This is a genomic window from Pseudomonas sp. GM18 (assembly GCF_000282195.1).
In the GTDB taxonomy this organism is placed as follows: Bacteria; Pseudomonadota; Gammaproteobacteria; order Pseudomonadales; family Pseudomonadaceae; genus Aquipseudomonas.
The window spans coordinates 80,340-95,291 of sequence record NZ_AKJT01000069.1 but is presented as its reverse complement, the minus strand read 5'-3'; the positions used below and the strand labels follow the sequence as shown (position 1 = coordinate 95,291).

Genomic DNA, 14,952 nt, shown 5'->3' with positions numbered 1-14,952 from the left:
ACTTTTTGGGCTTTTCTGGCATAATCCGGCCCACTTTTTTCGCGGTAGTAGTGCACGACTTTCTACTACAAAACGTTTGGAGCACTCGGCCACTGGCCGACGGGGAACCTCATGACGCAAGCCAATAACGCCGTGTACACCGATCTGAGTGTTGATGATCTGGTTAAACAAGCCCTGAATCGCGGTGAAGGCGAGCTTGCCGATACCGGCGCGCTGGTTGTTCGCACCGGTCACCGTACCGGCCGTTCGCCAGTCGATCGTTTCATCGTTGAAGAGCCGACCACCCAGGCCGCTATTGCCTGGGGCCCGATCAACCGCAAGTTCCCGGCCGACAAGTTCGATGCCCTGTGGGCTCGCGTCGAGGCGTTCAACAACGCGCAAGAGCATTTCGTTTCCCACGTGCACGTAGGTTCGGCTGAAGAGCACTACTTGGCCGTGAAGATGACCACCCAGACCGCCTGGCAGAACCTGTTCGGCCGTTGCCTGTTCATCAACCCGGCCCAGTACAACCCGGCTGGCCGTGACGAGTGGCAAGTCCTCAACGTTGCCAACTTCGAGTGCGTTCCAGAGCGTGACGGCACCAACTCCGACGGCTGCGTGATCATCAACTTCGCGCAGAAGAAAGTGCTGCTCGCCGGCATGCGCTACGCCGGTGAAATGAAGAAAGCCATGTTCTCGGTGCAGAATTTCCTGCTGCCGGCCGCCGACGTGCTGCCAATGCACTGTGCCGCCAACATCGGCGAAGCGGGCGACGTGACCCTGTTCTTCGGTCTGTCCGGCACCGGCAAGACCACCCTGTCCGCCGACGAAAGCCGTTACCTGATCGGTGACGACGAACACGGCTGGGGCGAGGGCGTAGTGTTCAACATCGAAGGCGGTTGCTATGCCAAGTGCATCGACCTGTCCGAGAAGAACGAGCCGGTCATCTGGAAAGCCATCAAACACGGCGCAGTCCTGGAAAACGTTGTTATCGACGACGCCAAGCACGCCGACTACACCGATGTCAGCCTGACCCAGAACAGCCGCGCCGCCTACCCGCTGGAGCACGTAGCCAAGCGTTCCGAGAAGAACCTGGGCGGCGAGCCAAACGCAGTGATCTTCCTGACCTGCGACCTGACCGGCGTGCTGCCGCCAGTGTCGATCCTCAATGAAGAACAAGCGGCGTACCACTTCCTGTCTGGCTACACCGCACTGGTGGGCTCGACCGAAATGGGTTCCGGCAGCGGCATCAAGTCGACCTTCTCCACCTGCTTCGGCGCACCGTTCTTCCCGCGTCCGGCTGGCGAATACGCAGAACTGCTGATCAAACGCATCCGCGGCTTCGGCTCCAAGGTCTACCTGGTCAACACCGGCTGGACCGGCGGCGGCTACGGCGTCGGCAAACGCTTCAACATCCCGACCACCCGCGGCGTAATCGCAGCGATCCAGAGCGGCGCGTTGATCGGTGCCGAGACCGAACACCTGGACACCATCAACCTTGACGTGCCATTGGCTGTGCCGGGCGTTGAGACTGGCCTGTTGAACCCACGTAACACCTGGGCTGACAAGGCTGCTTATGATGAAGCCGCCAAGGCACTGGCGGGGTTGTTTGTTGAGAACTTCAAGAAGTTCGACGTGAGCGACGCGATCAAGGCTGCTGGGCCGAAGTTGTAAGAATCGGTAGTGGTTTGAGTTAAGAGAAAGCCGCCCTTTGAGGGCGGCTTTTTTATGGGCGCTGATTCAGTTCCCTTGAGGCATAACTGGCAATATTCCCGCAGTAAACACGCAAAACAGCCAGAATAATGCCACTTCTGTTGTGCTGATCTGCTAGACCTCTTCCACTTCCTGCGTGTCCCACCGTTGCTTCTTGACTGCTTTGTAGAGCATGCCAATGGTCAGCGGCACTTTATCGCCACGCCCCTTCGCCCGGCGCTTGAGAAACACATCAAACCCTTCCGGCTGAAAGTACCGATACGCGTCGTAGTCGATGAAGTCGATGGCGAACTGTTCCTCCAGCGCTTCCATCAGCTGCCGCGCATCCGCGCCGTCACAGCCCAGGTCAAAGTTGATCGAGGTGGTGAGGCTGATGGTTTTGCGTTCGGGCAGGCCGAGTTCTTCGTGCAGCAGCTGCATGAGCAGGTGCATGGTGTGGTCGTCGGGGAAGTTGGGGGCGAGGTTCATGGTGCGGCGTCCGTAAGGGGTATGCCGATGGGGCGGCTTGAGTCTGATTTTGCGGCAAGTTTAGGGCGTAATCATCTGCGATTGGCGATGAAGAAGGATCGCACGACAGGTTCAGACTCACCCTACAAACACATCTTCAAACACTCGGTAACGTCACTGGCCTCAGCTTCGTGCTGGAAGTTTTTAGGGCCTACCGAGAGGGAGATGGATGACCAGGAGCAAGGACACACCGCAAGTGTGGCAGCACTACGACACCGATGGCGGTGGTTATCGCCGTCTACGGGACATGACCGTTAGTGAGCTTGCGGAAAGAGAGTTCAGGCAAAAAGCCTACGACGACATGCTCGTCAGACAGGCCATCTATGAAAAAAGCCGGGAAGTGGAGGTTCAGAAAAAACACCAGTCTCTGGCTGGCTGCGTTTTTGCCAAGTCCTGCAAGTTGCCGGATTCGATCATCGACTACTCCAGCCCATCCGGATTTGTGCCCACGGAAAGCGTTAAAGAGTACGGCGAGTTCACCTTGCTGGGAGGTCGTCAGGTAGATGATTCCGGCTGTTTGCCGCTCAAGAAAATCAGTGGTGTTTTGCCGGCAGGCATCGGCTCTTTGGCGTTGGGTGGTGTAGCGATTGCTCCGGCAGCGACCTCCGTCGCAGGTACTGGCGCCGGAGTCGTCACTGCCGGCGTTGCTGCGGGTGCATTGGTGGGGTTGGTGGCTTTGCTTGCGCCATCGAGTCTGGGCGATGGTGCGTTGTACACCGACGATCAACTCCGGTCACTCAAACAAGCTCGAACGCGAGTCCGATTGCGCGTGGAAGAGCAGGCTGACGGTACGCTCAAAGGCTATGGATACAATACGCAGGGTCGACGTGATTGGGAGATGATCCCTGTCGTGACGTTTGAGGCTCGTGGTTCTCAACAAGTGGCTGACTTTGGCGGCGGGGTTGAGTTGATCTGGACGCCCGCAGTGAACCCGGCAGATACGATGGGTATCCCGGTGTTGGAAGCTGCACCGCAATCGCCCCAGGTGTGGATTTTTCCGCCTACTGATGCGGCTGATAGCATCATTGTCAGCCCGGTTTATCCGCCGAAGTATCAGGACTTCATTCTGGTGTTTCCGGCTGATTCGGGTGTTCAGCCGCTGTACGTTGTACTCAGTATTTCAAGGGACGTGGGTTATCACAGTGCTCCCGATTTGCTACCTGCTTTTCCAGATGCGGAGGGTGTTCGCCCTAAATCGACAGTTCAAGGAGGCGGAAAAAAACGGGAACGATGGAAGGATCGCAAAGGCAGGATTTATGAATGGGATTTGCAGCACGGTGCAGTTGAAATTTATGACCGGCAAGGGAAGCATTTGGGCGAGTTTAACGCCTATACAGGCGAGCAAACCAAGCCAGCAAAACCCGGAAGAACCACTCCGAAATGAGATGAGGGCGCGCGCATGTTTTTACGCATAACAGGATTTTTTCCAGAACCGAATGAAGATGACTCCTTACAGTACAAGCGGGTCATCCAGAAAGATTTAGAGCCTTCGGTATTCGAGATAATGGGCTGGTCTTCTCTTGAGGATGGTTTGGGCGGGGAGTCTGAACTAACTTCAGAGCAGGTGAGGCGTATGGCAGAAATACTGGGGGAGCCGACGATAGAAAGGCTTAGTCTTTTTATCGGGATACGCTCGTAGATTTGGTCAGTCTGAAAAGTATTCCCGCAAAAAATCGAATACGGTGCAGAAGGTAAGCCATGATTTTTTCGGTGATGGGCTTTCATCCAAATAAAGATGAGTTGGTATTTGAGCAGAACATCAGTTTGTCGGTGGCAGACTTGAGCCCCGTGATGCAATGGGCGAACCGCAATGATTGCGTCGGTGTGGATTTCCGGCTCACAACGGCACAGGTGCTTGAGATTGAGCGCTTGGCCTCTGTGGCTTTTCCTGAAAGGCTGGATCTTTATCTGGCTTCTTCTGAATGAGTGGGAGTGCTCTATGGGAATGAAAGTCCGACTGAATTGGTACAACAAGAAAACCGAAATTGGCGAAGGACGAGAGTATTCAAAGGACTTTGGGGGCAATGCTTCGATTATGGATAACCTTGGGATCGCGCCTGAAAACAACATCAATAATGGCGGATTTGATATTGGCGAAGATTGGGCCGCGGTGTTGCAACCTTACTTTGTTCACACCATCGACTTGTCTGCCTACGACTATCAGGTGTCCTTCGATTACCGTGATGTGTGGTAGCCGGTAGCTTCTTAAAAATGTTTCGAGGTGCGCGCCCTCTATGACAAGCAGAGCCCTGTGAGAATGCGCAAAACTTGGCAATAGTTTAGGGGCGAGGATTCAGGGCGATCACACAAAAATGAAGCATTCCGTCAGAGCGTTTTATAAAACAACGGAGCGGCTGGCATTCCGAATTGGTATTCCCGCAGAGCATTTCGAGCAGCTCAGAGAGCTGATGAAGTGGAAGGAGCCAGACGATCCCATCTATGAGTACGGGCTATCGCACGAGCAAATACACAGCCTGGAGGTACTAATCGGGGAAAAATTCGACAGCCCGGACTACCTGTTTTTTTTGTCTTGTAGCGCATGATGGTGGCTTTCGACGCTCTGCGTCCCAAGGGCCGAACGCGGAGCGTCCGTAGAGGCATTCCCACGCGGAGCGTGGGAACGATCTTCACTCGGCGTCAGACAGGCGCTTTCCAGCCCATCATGCGTTGCTGGGCGACTTGAAGCAGGTCGCAGCCGTCCTGGGTCAGCAAGAAGAGCGCGTGGGTGATGTGGGGGATGTCTTCGACATCGCCGTGTTTGAAGCAAATGCAGTGCAGGGTTTTGAGGAGATCGCTGGAGGCTCGGATGCGCTGGAGAGCGGCTTCGAGGATGTCTTGCGGGTTGGCTTCTGTGTCGATGATCAGGGGTAGGGAATCGGTGAGGTTGGTTTGCAGCGGAAGGTAACGATCGTTGGTGAGCGGATTCCATGTCTTCATTGGTTTTAGCCTCAAATGCATCAGGAAGAACCACCGCCACCGTGACCAAGCGATGGGAGGCGGACTGTGTTCGGGTTGGTCAACCGATGAGGCTCACATCCCGGCACGCCCGAAGGCGTCCCAAACACAGCCACCATATAGCGTGCAGGCACTTGAAGTGCCGGCAGCATACAACGGACGCGCAGATATGAGCCATTCGGGTGACCAAGCCCGAGTCGCTGATTTGGCAGCGACCGTCCGACTATAGGTGTGAGCCGCCGGGTGGCGATAGGCGACAAGGTGTCTGTGCTTGTAGGACCGGGATGAAGCTTTGATAGGTCGTTGCCTACAGACTTATCTCTTTTGCAATTTGTCTCGTTTGATTGCCATCAGGCGTTTGGCTCCCACAGGAATTTCCATTCAAACCGCAGTGGTACTCGGCAGACGTTGCCGGGCGATCTCGAGCAGTTCGTTGCCGTCCTGGGTCAGCAGGTACAACGCGGTGACGATGTTGGGGATGTCTTTCACGTCGGCCTGTTTGAAGCACAGGCAATAAAGCGTTTCGAGCAGGTCGCTGGCGGCGCGGAGGCGTTGTCGGGCGGCGTCGAGAATCTCGTAAGGGTTGGCTTCGGTGTCGATGAGCAGCACGGGGGTATCGCTGTAGCTGGTTTTGAGTGGGCGATAGCGGTCTGTTAACGAATGGAACGTGTTCATCAAAGTCAGTCCTGTGGGAAGTCGTGCAGTTTCACCGGCGGGCCGACACAGTGTTTTCAGCCGCGTCGAAAACTATAGAGGGCCGCAGCGAGGCGTCGCAAGGTGGTGCAAGTGGACAGGTTTTGTAGGGGGTTTATCGGTGTTATCGCCCTTTGCCTACGCAGTCCTCGACAATTTTTTAAGCTTTTCCCCTAGTGGTCGATATTCCTACGGGATTGTCAGGCTTAACGCATCCAGCCTCTGGAGGGTGCGCGCCAGAATGTGTAGGACGTTTCGAAGCGTCTGAGTCGACTCTTAAAGGGAATTAGGTATGCAGTGGCTACGTATGGCCTCGATTTTATTGTTGTGGGCCGGTGTTTGTCGGATAGCGGGTGCTGCTGACGTCGGTCATTCGCTCGTCCTCGCCAACATGGAGCGAACCGGTTGGCCGGATGCGCTGACCACCCAAGCGGACATCGACACCGCATCTCGCGCCGAGGTGTTGATGGTGGGCAAGGCGCTGCTGGCCAGCGAAGCGCTGGATGAACAGGGGCTGAAACAGCGACTGGGCGTGCAGGCTGTGAAGCTCAAGTCGGTCAGGCAGGTGCGTGACGGGTTGTGGGATCGGTTGCTGATCACCTATCGCAGTGCCAGTCAGAACTGCGAGGAACAACTCTTCTGTCCTCGTATACGTAGCGTCGCCGATTTGCGTCAGCTGGCGGCGGCGTTCACCGGCGAAATCAGCCCGGCCCATGCGGTTTGGGCGAGCAAGAGCCAGGTTTTTCATGAGCGAGCTTTGGATGAGCAACTGCGGGTGGCGGTGTTGGTGCCGTAGCCACCCGACGTCAGTCAATCGATGACTAAGTCTGTGAGGCGCTGCCCAGTGTTATGGGCGTAGCGAGAAGAGGAGGGTCGTCAGGGAGCTTCATGCACCCGCTCAGCAGCAGGGATGCAAAGACAAGGGCGATTGGAAAAAACAGAGTGTCAGGCATGATTGTTCCTTTGTAAGGATCCGCTTGCAGGCGTCCTGCCTTGATGAAAACTTCGCGGATAATGGTTTTTCTCGAGGTGAACCTTACCGACTGACAGGGGACTGATGTCAGGGGGCAAAGTGCCTCGTTTGTTTCAATCTGTGGCGAAGGAATCGATGGGTTGACGCTGTATCATCCCGTATCGTTTTTGCCCCCGACCTTTTCTAGACTTGCTGCGTTCGCCGGCTAGGCTTTGGGCTTCGCAGCGGTCAACGGAGTGACAGCTTATGCACAACACCCTGGAACAGGTTTTCGGTTATCCACAGTTTCGGCCCGGCCAGGAGGCGGCGGTCAGCGCGGTACTGGCCGGGCGTTCGGCGGCGGCGATTTTCCCTACCGGATCGGGCAAATCCCTGTGCTATCAGTTACCGGCCATCCTGCTGCCGCACCTGACGCTGGTGGTCTCGCCTTTGCTGGCGTTGATGCAGGATCAGTTGGCGTTCTTGCAGCGCCATGGGATTGCGGCGGGCAGTATCGATTCGGCCCAGAGTCGCGATGACGCCAGCGATGTGATGGCCCGGGCAAAGTCCGGCGAATTGAAGATTCTGATGATTTCCGTGGAGCGCCTGAAGAACGAGCGCTTCCGCCATTTTTTGCAGCAGGTACCGATCTCGCTGTTGGTGGTGGACGAGGCCCACTGCATCTCCGAGTGGGGCCACAACTTTCGCCCCGACTACCTCAAGCTGCCGGACTATCAGCGCCAGTTCAACATCCCTCAAGCGCTGTTGCTGACGGCCACCGCGACGCCCAAGGTGATCGCCGACATGGAGGCCAGGTTCGCCATTGCGCCTGAGGATGTGGTGACCACCGGTTTCTACCGGCCCAACCTCAATCTGTTGGTGGAACCGGTGCGTGGCCAGGACAAGCGCCGCCGCCTGGTCGAGTGGATGAGCCAGCGTCCCGGCCAGCCAAGCATCGTCTACGTCACCCTGCAGAAAACCGCTGAGCACATCGCCGAACACCTGGGGCGCAACGGCATACAGGCCGAGGCCTATCACGCCGGTTTGCCCCACGAGCAACGGGAAGCGATTCAGCGCCGGTTCATGGGCGGGCAGTCCAATTGCATCGTCGCCACCATCGCTTTCGGCATGGGCATCGACAAAAGCGATATCCGCAACGTGGTGCATTTCGACCTGCCCAAATCCATCGAAAACTACAGCCAGGAAATCGGCCGAGCCGGGCGTGACGGGCAGTCGTCCGATTGCCTGGTGCTGGCCAACCGCGACAGCCTCAACGTGCTGGAGAACTTCGTCTACGGCGACACGCCGGAGCGGGACGGCATTCGTTGTGTGCTCGACGAGTTGCAAGCCGCCGCGCCTGAGGGGCAGTGGGAGTTTTTGCTGGGGCCTTTGGCCGATCAGAGCAACATTCGCCAGTTACCGCTCAAGACCTTGCTGGTACAGCTGGAGTTGCGCGGGCTGATCGCTCCGCGCTATGCCTATTACGCTGAATACCGCTTCAAGTATTTGCAGGAGCCTGAGGCGTTGCTGGCCCGTTTCGAGGGAGAGCGCAGGGACTTCGTCTCGGCGATCATCCAGACCTCCAACCGCGCACGGACCTGGGCCACGGTGAATTTCGACGCACTGTATCAGCAGCATTCCGCCGAGCGCAGTCGGGTGGTCAAGGCGCTGGATTACTTCCAGGAAAAGGGCTGGGTGGAGCTTGAAAGCAAGCAGATGACGGAGGTCTATAGCCTGCTGCAAGCCGACTTCGATTCCCAGGCCTTGAGCGCCGAATTGCACACCTACTTCACCCGGCACGAACGCACCGAGATCGCGCGGATTCACGCCATGCTGGATCTGTTCGCCACCGACCACTGCCTGGGCTATCGTCTGGCCGAGTACTTCGGCGACGAAAACGCGCCACAGCGGTGCGGGCATTGTTCGGTGTGTCACGGCCACGTAGCACGGCTACCTGAACCACCGGAATTGCCGGCGCTTGTGGATAAAAATTTCGAGGCACTGTGCGGTGATTTTATCCACAGGCACCAGCAGCACACGGGGAGTGTTCCGTCGGCGGAGCGCGTGACGCGGTTTTTGTGCGGGATCGGCGTGCCGCTGTTTACCAAGCTCAAGGCACGGTCGATTCCGGGGTTTGCGGCGCTGGAGGATTATCCGTATGCCGAGGTCCGGACGTGGGCCGAGGCGAACCTCTAACCTGCGGGATCGGGACGCATCCATCCGCTGAATGTCGCCCATCACGGGAATAAACTTCAAAAACACGTATCGGCTGACTATGGTGAGGACTGTCTTTGGATCGCCAATAAGAGAACAACAACCATGAGCCAGACATCGTTCGTTATTCAGCGCGCCGCCGTGATTGGCGCGGGCACCATGGGCCGTGGCATTGTCATGTGCCTGGCCAGCGCCGGGGTGCCGGTGCAGTGGGTCGATAACAATCCGCAGATGCTTGAGCAGGCGCTGACCAGCGTGGCTGACACTTACGCCCACAACGTGCGTCAGGGGCGGATCGATCAGACCGAGGCGGATGCGCGCATTGCACGGGTAACGGCGGCTGCCGATTACGCAGCGATCCGCGATGTTGATCTGGTTATCGAAGCGGTCTACGAAAACCTCGAGCTGAAGCAGAAAATCTTCCGCGAACTCGACGGCCTGCTCAAACCTGAAGCGATTCTGGCCAGCAATACCTCGGCACTGGATATCGACGCCATCGCCGCCGCCACTCGCCGCCCGCAGCAGGTTCTGGGCCTGCACTTCTTCAGCCCGGCGCACATCATGAAATTGCTGGAGATCGTACGCGGTGCCCAGACAGCGCTGGCGGTGCTTGATGCAGCCCTGGCACTGGGCCAGCGCATGGGCAAGGTCAGCGTGGTCTCGGGCAACTGCCACGGTTTCATCGGCAACCGCATGCTGCATCCGTACGTGCTCGAAGCGCGCAAGATGCTGCTGGAGGGTGCGTTGCCTTATCAGGTGGATGCGGCGCTGCAAGGTTTTGGTTTCGCCATGGGGCCGTTCCGCATGTACGACGTGGTCGGCATTGACCTGGAATGGCGCGCTCGCGAACTGGCTGGCAAAGGCCAGGATGCGCCGGAGGTTCAGGTGGACAATCGCCTGTGCGAGTTGGGGCGTTTCGGTCAGAAGAGCGGCGATGGGTATTACCATTACGAACCGGGCAGTCGTCAGGCTGAGCACGATGTGGAAGTCGATGCGCTGGTACTGGAAGTCAGCGAAGGGCTGGGGTTTCAGCGGCGTGAGATAGGGCCAGAGGAGATTCTTGAGCGCAGCTTGCTGGCACTGGTCAATGAAGGGGCGAAGATCCTTCAGGAAGGCATTGCGGCGTCGGCGCATGACATCGATCTGGTGTACCTCAACGGTTATGGTTTCCCGGCGGACAAGGGCGGGCCGATGGCCTGGGCGGATCGGCAAGGGCTTGAAGATATTCATTTGCGGTTGTTGCAGCTTGAGACCAAGCAAGGCGATCACTGGGCGCCTGCGCGGTTGATTGGGGAGCTGGCGGCGCAGGGTAGAGGGTTTGCCGAGATGTGATTGATGTGGTGTGCTGATCGCTCCCACGCGCTGCGTGGGAACGCCTCCATGGACGCTCTGCGTCCGCTCCTGAATGTGACGCAGAGCGTCACGGGCTGCATTCCCACGCCGAGCGTGGAAACGATCATGAAAGGACCAACCCGATGCCCCAACGCACCGACTACCCCCACTTCCAGCCCATCACCACCCGCTGGCACGACAATGACGCCTACGGTCACGTCAACAATGTCACCTACTACAGTTTTTTCGACACGGCGGTGAACACCTACCTGATCGAAGTAGGTGGTCTGGATATCCATGACGGTGAGGTGGTGGGTTTTGTGGTGAGTTCGGCCTGTGATTATTTCGCGTCTATCGCCTTCCCGGATCGGATCGAGATTGGCCTGCGGGTCGGCAAGTTGGGCAACAGCTCGGTGCAATACGAGCTGGCGGTGTTCAAGGCTGGAGAAGATGAGGCCTGCGCGGCGGGGCGCTTCGTGCATGTGTTCGTGGATCGGCTGTCGAATCAGCCGGTGGCGATTCCTGCCGGGTTGCGCGGGGCGTTGGAGCGACTGGCAATCTGAGCGCAAAAAAAATCGCAGCCCAAGGGCTGCGATTTTTTGATCTACCGGCAAACGAGGCGATTCAAGCCTCAGTCGCGATAGCGATGGTGATGCTTGCGATGGCCGTAGGCATGGCCACGACCCGGATGGCCGTCACGGTAGTAGCCCCGATCATCATCGTCATAACCACGACGATAGGAGCGACGATCATCGTCATAGCTATTGTTGCCCATATGGTTACCCAGCGCGCCACCGAGGCCGCCGCCTGCTGCGGAGCCGATCAGGCTACCGGTGGTGCCGCCCATGCTGCGGCCGACCACGTTACCGCCAGCTGCGCCCAACGCACCGCCAATGGCGGCTTCGCCACGGCTGTGTCTGTCTGCGCCAACTGCGCTACCACCCGCGCCGCCCAGGGCCGCGCCAATGGTTGAACCTGTACTGCCGCCTAGCGATTGACCGACGACCGAGCCCAGAACCCCGCCCAATGCGCCGCCCACACCTGCTTCGGTGGTGCCGCCAGCAGACGCGAAGCCACTGACCAGGCCAAGGGACAACAAGAGAATCGAGGAGAACTTCATAAAGGAACCTCAAGGGGATGACGGCGCGATCCTGAGGCTGTGTCGTGGTTGTGACAATAGAAATCCGACGAGTAACACGACTTGAGCACATTTCTATAAGTTGCTGTTTTTTGGGCGGAACTTAAGTGTTTTTCGCCGGTCTTTAGCTACTTCTCAAAGGCCGTTTTTATATAAAAACGGCCTTTTTTGTGGGCGATTGAAACGTTTCTGTACATGCGTTTTAAGTTCTGACGCCTTCGCGTTAAGCCGACTTAGCCATGATCAACCCCGTCTCACTCGCCGCTTCCAGCCGGATCGCCACAAACTTCGACGTCGGCGTATGGCTGCCATCCCCGGTGCTTTCCAGCGGCACCAGCGGGTTCACTTCCGGATAGTAAGCGGCCGCTTGCCCGGCAGGAATATCAAACGCCAGCAGGGTAAAGCCCTTCACCCGCCGCTCACGGCCGTCATCCCAGATCGAAACGATGTCAGCTTTCTGCCCCGGTTTGAAGCCCAGGCGAATGATGTCAGCTTCATTGACGAACAACACATCCCGCTGGCCTTTCACCCCGCGATAACGATCATCAATACCATAAATGGTGGTGTTGTACTGATCATGGGAGCGCATCGACTGCATGATCAGGTCCGGCAGTACGCCGGTGGCGCGGGTGCGTTCGTGCACCAGGTCTTTGGGCAGGATATTCGGACGGAAATTGGCCCGACCCGATGGGGTATTCCAGCGACGTGCGCCGGCACTGCTGCCCAGGTAGAAACCGCCGGGGTTCTGGACTTTCTCGTTGAAGTCCCGAAAGCCCGGGATGGTGTCGGCGATCAGGTCGCGGATGCGGCTGTAATCCGCTACCAGCCAGTTCCAGTCCACCGGCTTGCTGCCCAGGGTCGCGGCGGCGATACCGGCGATGATTGCAGGCTCCGAGCGCATCAGGTTCGACAACGGCTGCAACTGACCGTTGGAGGCGTGGACCATGCTGAAGGAGTCTTCCACGGTCACCGCTTGGGCGCCTTCGGTCTGGATATCGATATCGGTACGGCCCAGGCACGGCAGGATCAGCGCGTCTTTACCGTGGGCCAAATGGCTGCGGTTGAGCTTGGTGCTGATCTGCACGGTCAAGTCGCAGTTGCTCAGGGCCTGGAAGGTCCGTGGGCTGTCCGGGGTGGCTTGGGCGAAGTTGCCGCCCAGGCCGATGAAGACTTTCGAACGGCCTTCGGCCATGGCGTGAATCGCCTCGACCACGTTGTGGCCGTTTTCACGCGGCACCTTGAACTGGAAGCGCCGCTCCAGGGAGTCGAGGAGCGCCGCCGGCGGACGTTCGTTGATGCCCATCGTCCGGTCGCCCTGTACGTTACTGTGGCCACGCACCGGGCACAGACCGGCACCCGGTCGGCCGATGTTGCCACGCAGCAGCATCAGGTTGGCGATTTCCTGGATGGTCGCCACTGAATGGCGATGCTGGGTGATGCCCATGGCCCAGCACATGATTACGTTTTTGCCTTTGGCATACATGCGTGCCGCTTGCTCGATCTCCACCAGGGGCAGGCCGGATTGCTCGACGATCTGCTCCCACGGGGTGTCGTCGACAATGCCGAGGTATTCCAGAACGTTGACGCTGTGTTCATTGAGGAAGTCGTGGTCGAACACCGCAGGCTCACCAGCCTTCTGCGCATCGCGCTCCCATTGCAGCAGGAACTTGGCCATGCCGCGCATGATCGCCATGTCGCCGCCCAATGCCGGACGGAAGTACGCGGTGTTGGTCGGTTTGTCGCCGTTGGTGAGCATTTCGATCGGGTGTTGCGGGTGCTGGAAGCGTTCCAGGCCGCGCTCTTTCAGCGGGTTGATGCACACCACCTGCGCACCGCGTTTCACCGCTTCGCGCAGTGGCTCGAGCATCCGTGGGTGGTTGGTGCCAGGGTTTTGGCCCCAGACAAAAATCGCGTCGGCGTGTTCGAAGTCGTCGAAGGTCACCGTGCCTTTGCCAACGCCGACACTTTGCGCCATGGCCACACCGCTGGCTTCGTGGCACATGTTCGAGCAGTCGGGGAAATTGTTGGTGCCATAGGCGCGCACGAACAATTGATAGAGGAACGCCGCTTCGTTGCTGGCACGGCCCGAGGTGTAGAACTCGGCCTGATTCGGGCTCGACAGCCCTTGCAGGTGTTTGCCGATCAGGGCGAAGGCGGCTTCCCAGCTGATCGGTTTGTAACGATCGGTTTCGGCATCGTAGCTCAGCGGCTCGGTCAGACGGCCTTGGTACTCAAGCCAATAATCACTTTGCTCCAGCAACGAGCTGACGCTGTGTTTGGCGAAAAATGCGCCATCGACACGCCGTTTGGTCGCTTCCCAGTTCACTGCTTTGGCGCCGTTCTCGCAGAACATCACCATGCCGCCTTCCTGGGAATCGCCCCAGGCGCAACCGGGACAGTCGAACCCGCCGTTCTTGTTGGTCTTGAGCATCATGCGCAGATTTTTCAACGCGTTGTCGCTGGTCAACCAGGCCCGGGCGACGCTGGCCAGCGCGCCCCAGCCGCCGGCCGCGCCCTTATAGGGCTTGTAACGTGGAACGGGTTTCTGGTCGGCTTGCTGGTGTTGGCTCACGCTTGTTTCTCCGTCGCGGGGCTGTAGACCCGCGGCGCACTTTTCTGCGGCAGGTGGATGAGATTGAGGTTGTGTCGACGGGCCCATTGCACGGCCAGGCCCGTGGGCGACGACAGGCTGACCAGGGTCTGGATGCCGGCGCGTAAAACTTTCTGGATCAATTCGAGGCTGCAACGGCTAGTGACAATCGCCAGGCCATCGGTGGTCGGAATTTTTTGGCGGATCAGCCCGCCGATCAGCTTGTCGAGGGCGTTGTGCCGGCCAATGTCTTCACGGCCCAGCAGCAATTCGCCTTTGCCATTCATGAACACCGCCGCATGCACCGCGCCGCAATGCTGGCCCAAAGGCTGGAATTCACCGATGCGATGGCGCAGGCCGTCCAGCCATTCGGCCGGGGGCAGCGGGGCGCCGGGCAGCACTTTGAGATCAGGCAGCGCTTGCTCCACCGCTTCCACGCCACAGAGCCCGCAACCGCTGGTGCCGGCCAGTTGACGGCGCTGTTGCTTGAGGTTCCAGAAGGCGCGGTTGGCGATGGTCACTTGCGCGTATTGCGCCGAACCGGTGCCGCTGAGTTGCAGGTCATAGATGTCTGAAGCGTCTTCGATGATGCCGCTGCCGAGGCTGAAGCCGACGATGAAGTCTTCAAGGTCCGTCGGCGTCACCAACATGACGGCCTGGCTGATGCCGTTGTAGGCGATCGCCAACGCGACTTCCTCAGCCAGCGCGGTGCTGGACGATTCGGAGTATTCAAGGTTGCAGTAACTGTATGTCTGGCTTGCGGCGGGCGCGGGCGTTTCGAGAGCGGGCGCCGCGCAGCCGGGGCGCTTGGCGTTCATTGGGCATCACCGACGGTTTGGTCAGCTTTAAGCCTAGGCGCGTCAACATGTCGCGTCTAAT

General features: G+C 58.5%; 16 protein-coding genes. 10 read left to right on the top strand and 6 right to left on the bottom strand.

Annotation, left to right across the window (positions count from 1 at the left end):
• Positions 1–111: 111 nt before the first annotated feature.
• Positions 112–1,653 (top strand): phosphoenolpyruvate carboxykinase, encoded by a 1,542-nt coding sequence (locus PMI21_RS10715; protein WP_007939537.1) that lies wholly within the window; start codon positions 112–114, stop codon positions 1,651–1,653.
• 153 nt (positions 1,654–1,806) lie between these two features.
• On the opposite strand, the gene PMI21_RS10720 is transcribed toward PMI21_RS10715, so the two are convergent.
• Positions 1,807–2,160, bottom strand: a complete 354-nt coding sequence (locus PMI21_RS10720) for a DUF1493 family protein (protein WP_007939536.1) — start codon at positions 2,158–2,160, stop codon at positions 1,807–1,809.
• A gap of 208 nt (positions 2,161–2,368) precedes the next feature.
• Between PMI21_RS10720 and PMI21_RS10725 the strand changes: the two genes are divergently transcribed.
• The 5 genes from PMI21_RS10725 to PMI21_RS0128210 all read left to right on the top strand — a co-directional run bounded on the left by PMI21_RS10725 (position 2,369) and on the right by PMI21_RS0128210 (position 4,742).
• Positions 2,369–3,583, top strand: coding sequence for a colicin E3/pyocin S6 family cytotoxin (locus PMI21_RS10725; RefSeq protein WP_007939534.1), 1,215 nt, complete (start codon positions 2,369–2,371; stop codon positions 3,581–3,583).
• Between the two features lie 15 nt (positions 3,584–3,598).
• Complete coding sequence (locus PMI21_RS29910) at positions 3,599–3,838, top strand: pyocin S6 family toxin immunity protein (RefSeq protein ID WP_007939533.1); 240 nt, start codon at positions 3,599–3,601, stop codon at positions 3,836–3,838.
• Between the two features lie 59 nt (positions 3,839–3,897).
• Positions 3,898–4,125: a hypothetical protein gene (locus PMI21_RS10735; RefSeq protein ID WP_007939532.1), complete on the top strand. Its 228-nt coding sequence runs from the start codon at positions 3,898–3,900 to the stop codon at positions 4,123–4,125.
• Between the two features lie 13 nt (positions 4,126–4,138).
• Positions 4,139–4,393, top strand: a complete 255-nt coding sequence (locus PMI21_RS10740) for a colicin E3-like toxin immunity protein (RefSeq protein WP_007939531.1) — start codon at positions 4,139–4,141, stop codon at positions 4,391–4,393.
• Positions 4,394–4,511: 118 nt separating this feature from the next.
• The gene (locus tag PMI21_RS0128210) at positions 4,512–4,742 is read left to right on the top strand and encodes a DUF7683 domain-containing protein (protein ID WP_033064081.1); all 231 of its coding nucleotides are present in this window, start codon (positions 4,512–4,514) and stop codon (positions 4,740–4,742) included.
• A gap of 94 nt (positions 4,743–4,836) precedes the next feature.
• On the opposite strand, the gene PMI21_RS10745 is transcribed toward PMI21_RS0128210, so the two are convergent.
• The gene (locus PMI21_RS10745) at positions 4,837–5,136 is read right to left on the bottom strand and encodes a hypothetical protein (protein ID WP_007939529.1); all 300 of its coding nucleotides are present in this window, start codon (positions 5,134–5,136) and stop codon (positions 4,837–4,839) included.
• Positions 5,137–5,535: 399 nt separating this feature from the next.
• Complete coding sequence (locus PMI21_RS10750; protein WP_007939527.1) at positions 5,536–5,829, bottom strand: hypothetical protein; 294 nt, start codon at positions 5,827–5,829, stop codon at positions 5,536–5,538.
• A gap of 310 nt (positions 5,830–6,139) precedes the next feature.
• Here PMI21_RS10750 and PMI21_RS10755 point away from each other — a divergent pair, with 310 nt between their 5' ends.
• From PMI21_RS10755 to PMI21_RS10770, 4 genes are all read left to right on the top strand, one after another.
• Entirely contained in the window at positions 6,140–6,643 is a 504-nt protein-coding gene (locus PMI21_RS10755) for a hypothetical protein (RefSeq protein ID WP_007939526.1), read from the top strand.
• Positions 6,644–7,066: 423 nt separating this feature from the next.
• The gene (locus PMI21_RS10760) at positions 7,067–8,995 is read left to right on the top strand and encodes a RecQ family ATP-dependent DNA helicase (RefSeq protein WP_007939525.1); all 1,929 of its coding nucleotides are present in this window, start codon (positions 7,067–7,069) and stop codon (positions 8,993–8,995) included.
• A 123-nt stretch (positions 8,996–9,118) separates the two neighbouring features.
• Positions 9,119–10,345, top strand: a complete 1,227-nt coding sequence (locus PMI21_RS10765; RefSeq protein WP_007939524.1) for a 3-hydroxyacyl-CoA dehydrogenase — start codon at positions 9,119–9,121, stop codon at positions 10,343–10,345.
• Between the two features lie 143 nt (positions 10,346–10,488).
• Positions 10,489–10,908 carry an acyl-CoA thioesterase gene (locus PMI21_RS10770; RefSeq protein ID WP_007939523.1) on the top strand — a complete coding sequence of 140 codons (420 nt, stop codon included), beginning with the start codon at positions 10,489–10,491 and terminating at the stop codon, positions 10,906–10,908.
• Between the two features lie 68 nt (positions 10,909–10,976).
• Here the strand turns inward: PMI21_RS10770 and PMI21_RS10775 are convergent, their stop codons facing one another.
• The 3 genes from PMI21_RS10775 to fdhD form a co-directional block, all read right to left on the bottom strand.
• Entirely contained in the window at positions 10,977–11,465 is a 489-nt protein-coding gene (locus PMI21_RS10775; protein ID WP_007939521.1) for a glycine zipper domain-containing protein, read from the bottom strand.
• Between the two features lie 241 nt (positions 11,466–11,706).
• Positions 11,707–14,055, bottom strand: coding sequence for an FdhF/YdeP family oxidoreductase (locus PMI21_RS10780; RefSeq protein WP_007939520.1), 2,349 nt, complete (start codon positions 14,053–14,055; stop codon positions 11,707–11,709).
• Positions 14,052–14,891, bottom strand: coding sequence for a formate dehydrogenase accessory sulfurtransferase FdhD (gene fdhD, locus PMI21_RS10785; RefSeq protein ID WP_007939519.1), 840 nt, complete (start codon positions 14,889–14,891; stop codon positions 14,052–14,054). The genes PMI21_RS10780 and fdhD overlap by 4 nt, the downstream gene beginning before the upstream one ends.
• Between the last annotated feature and the right edge of the window lie 61 nt (positions 14,892–14,952).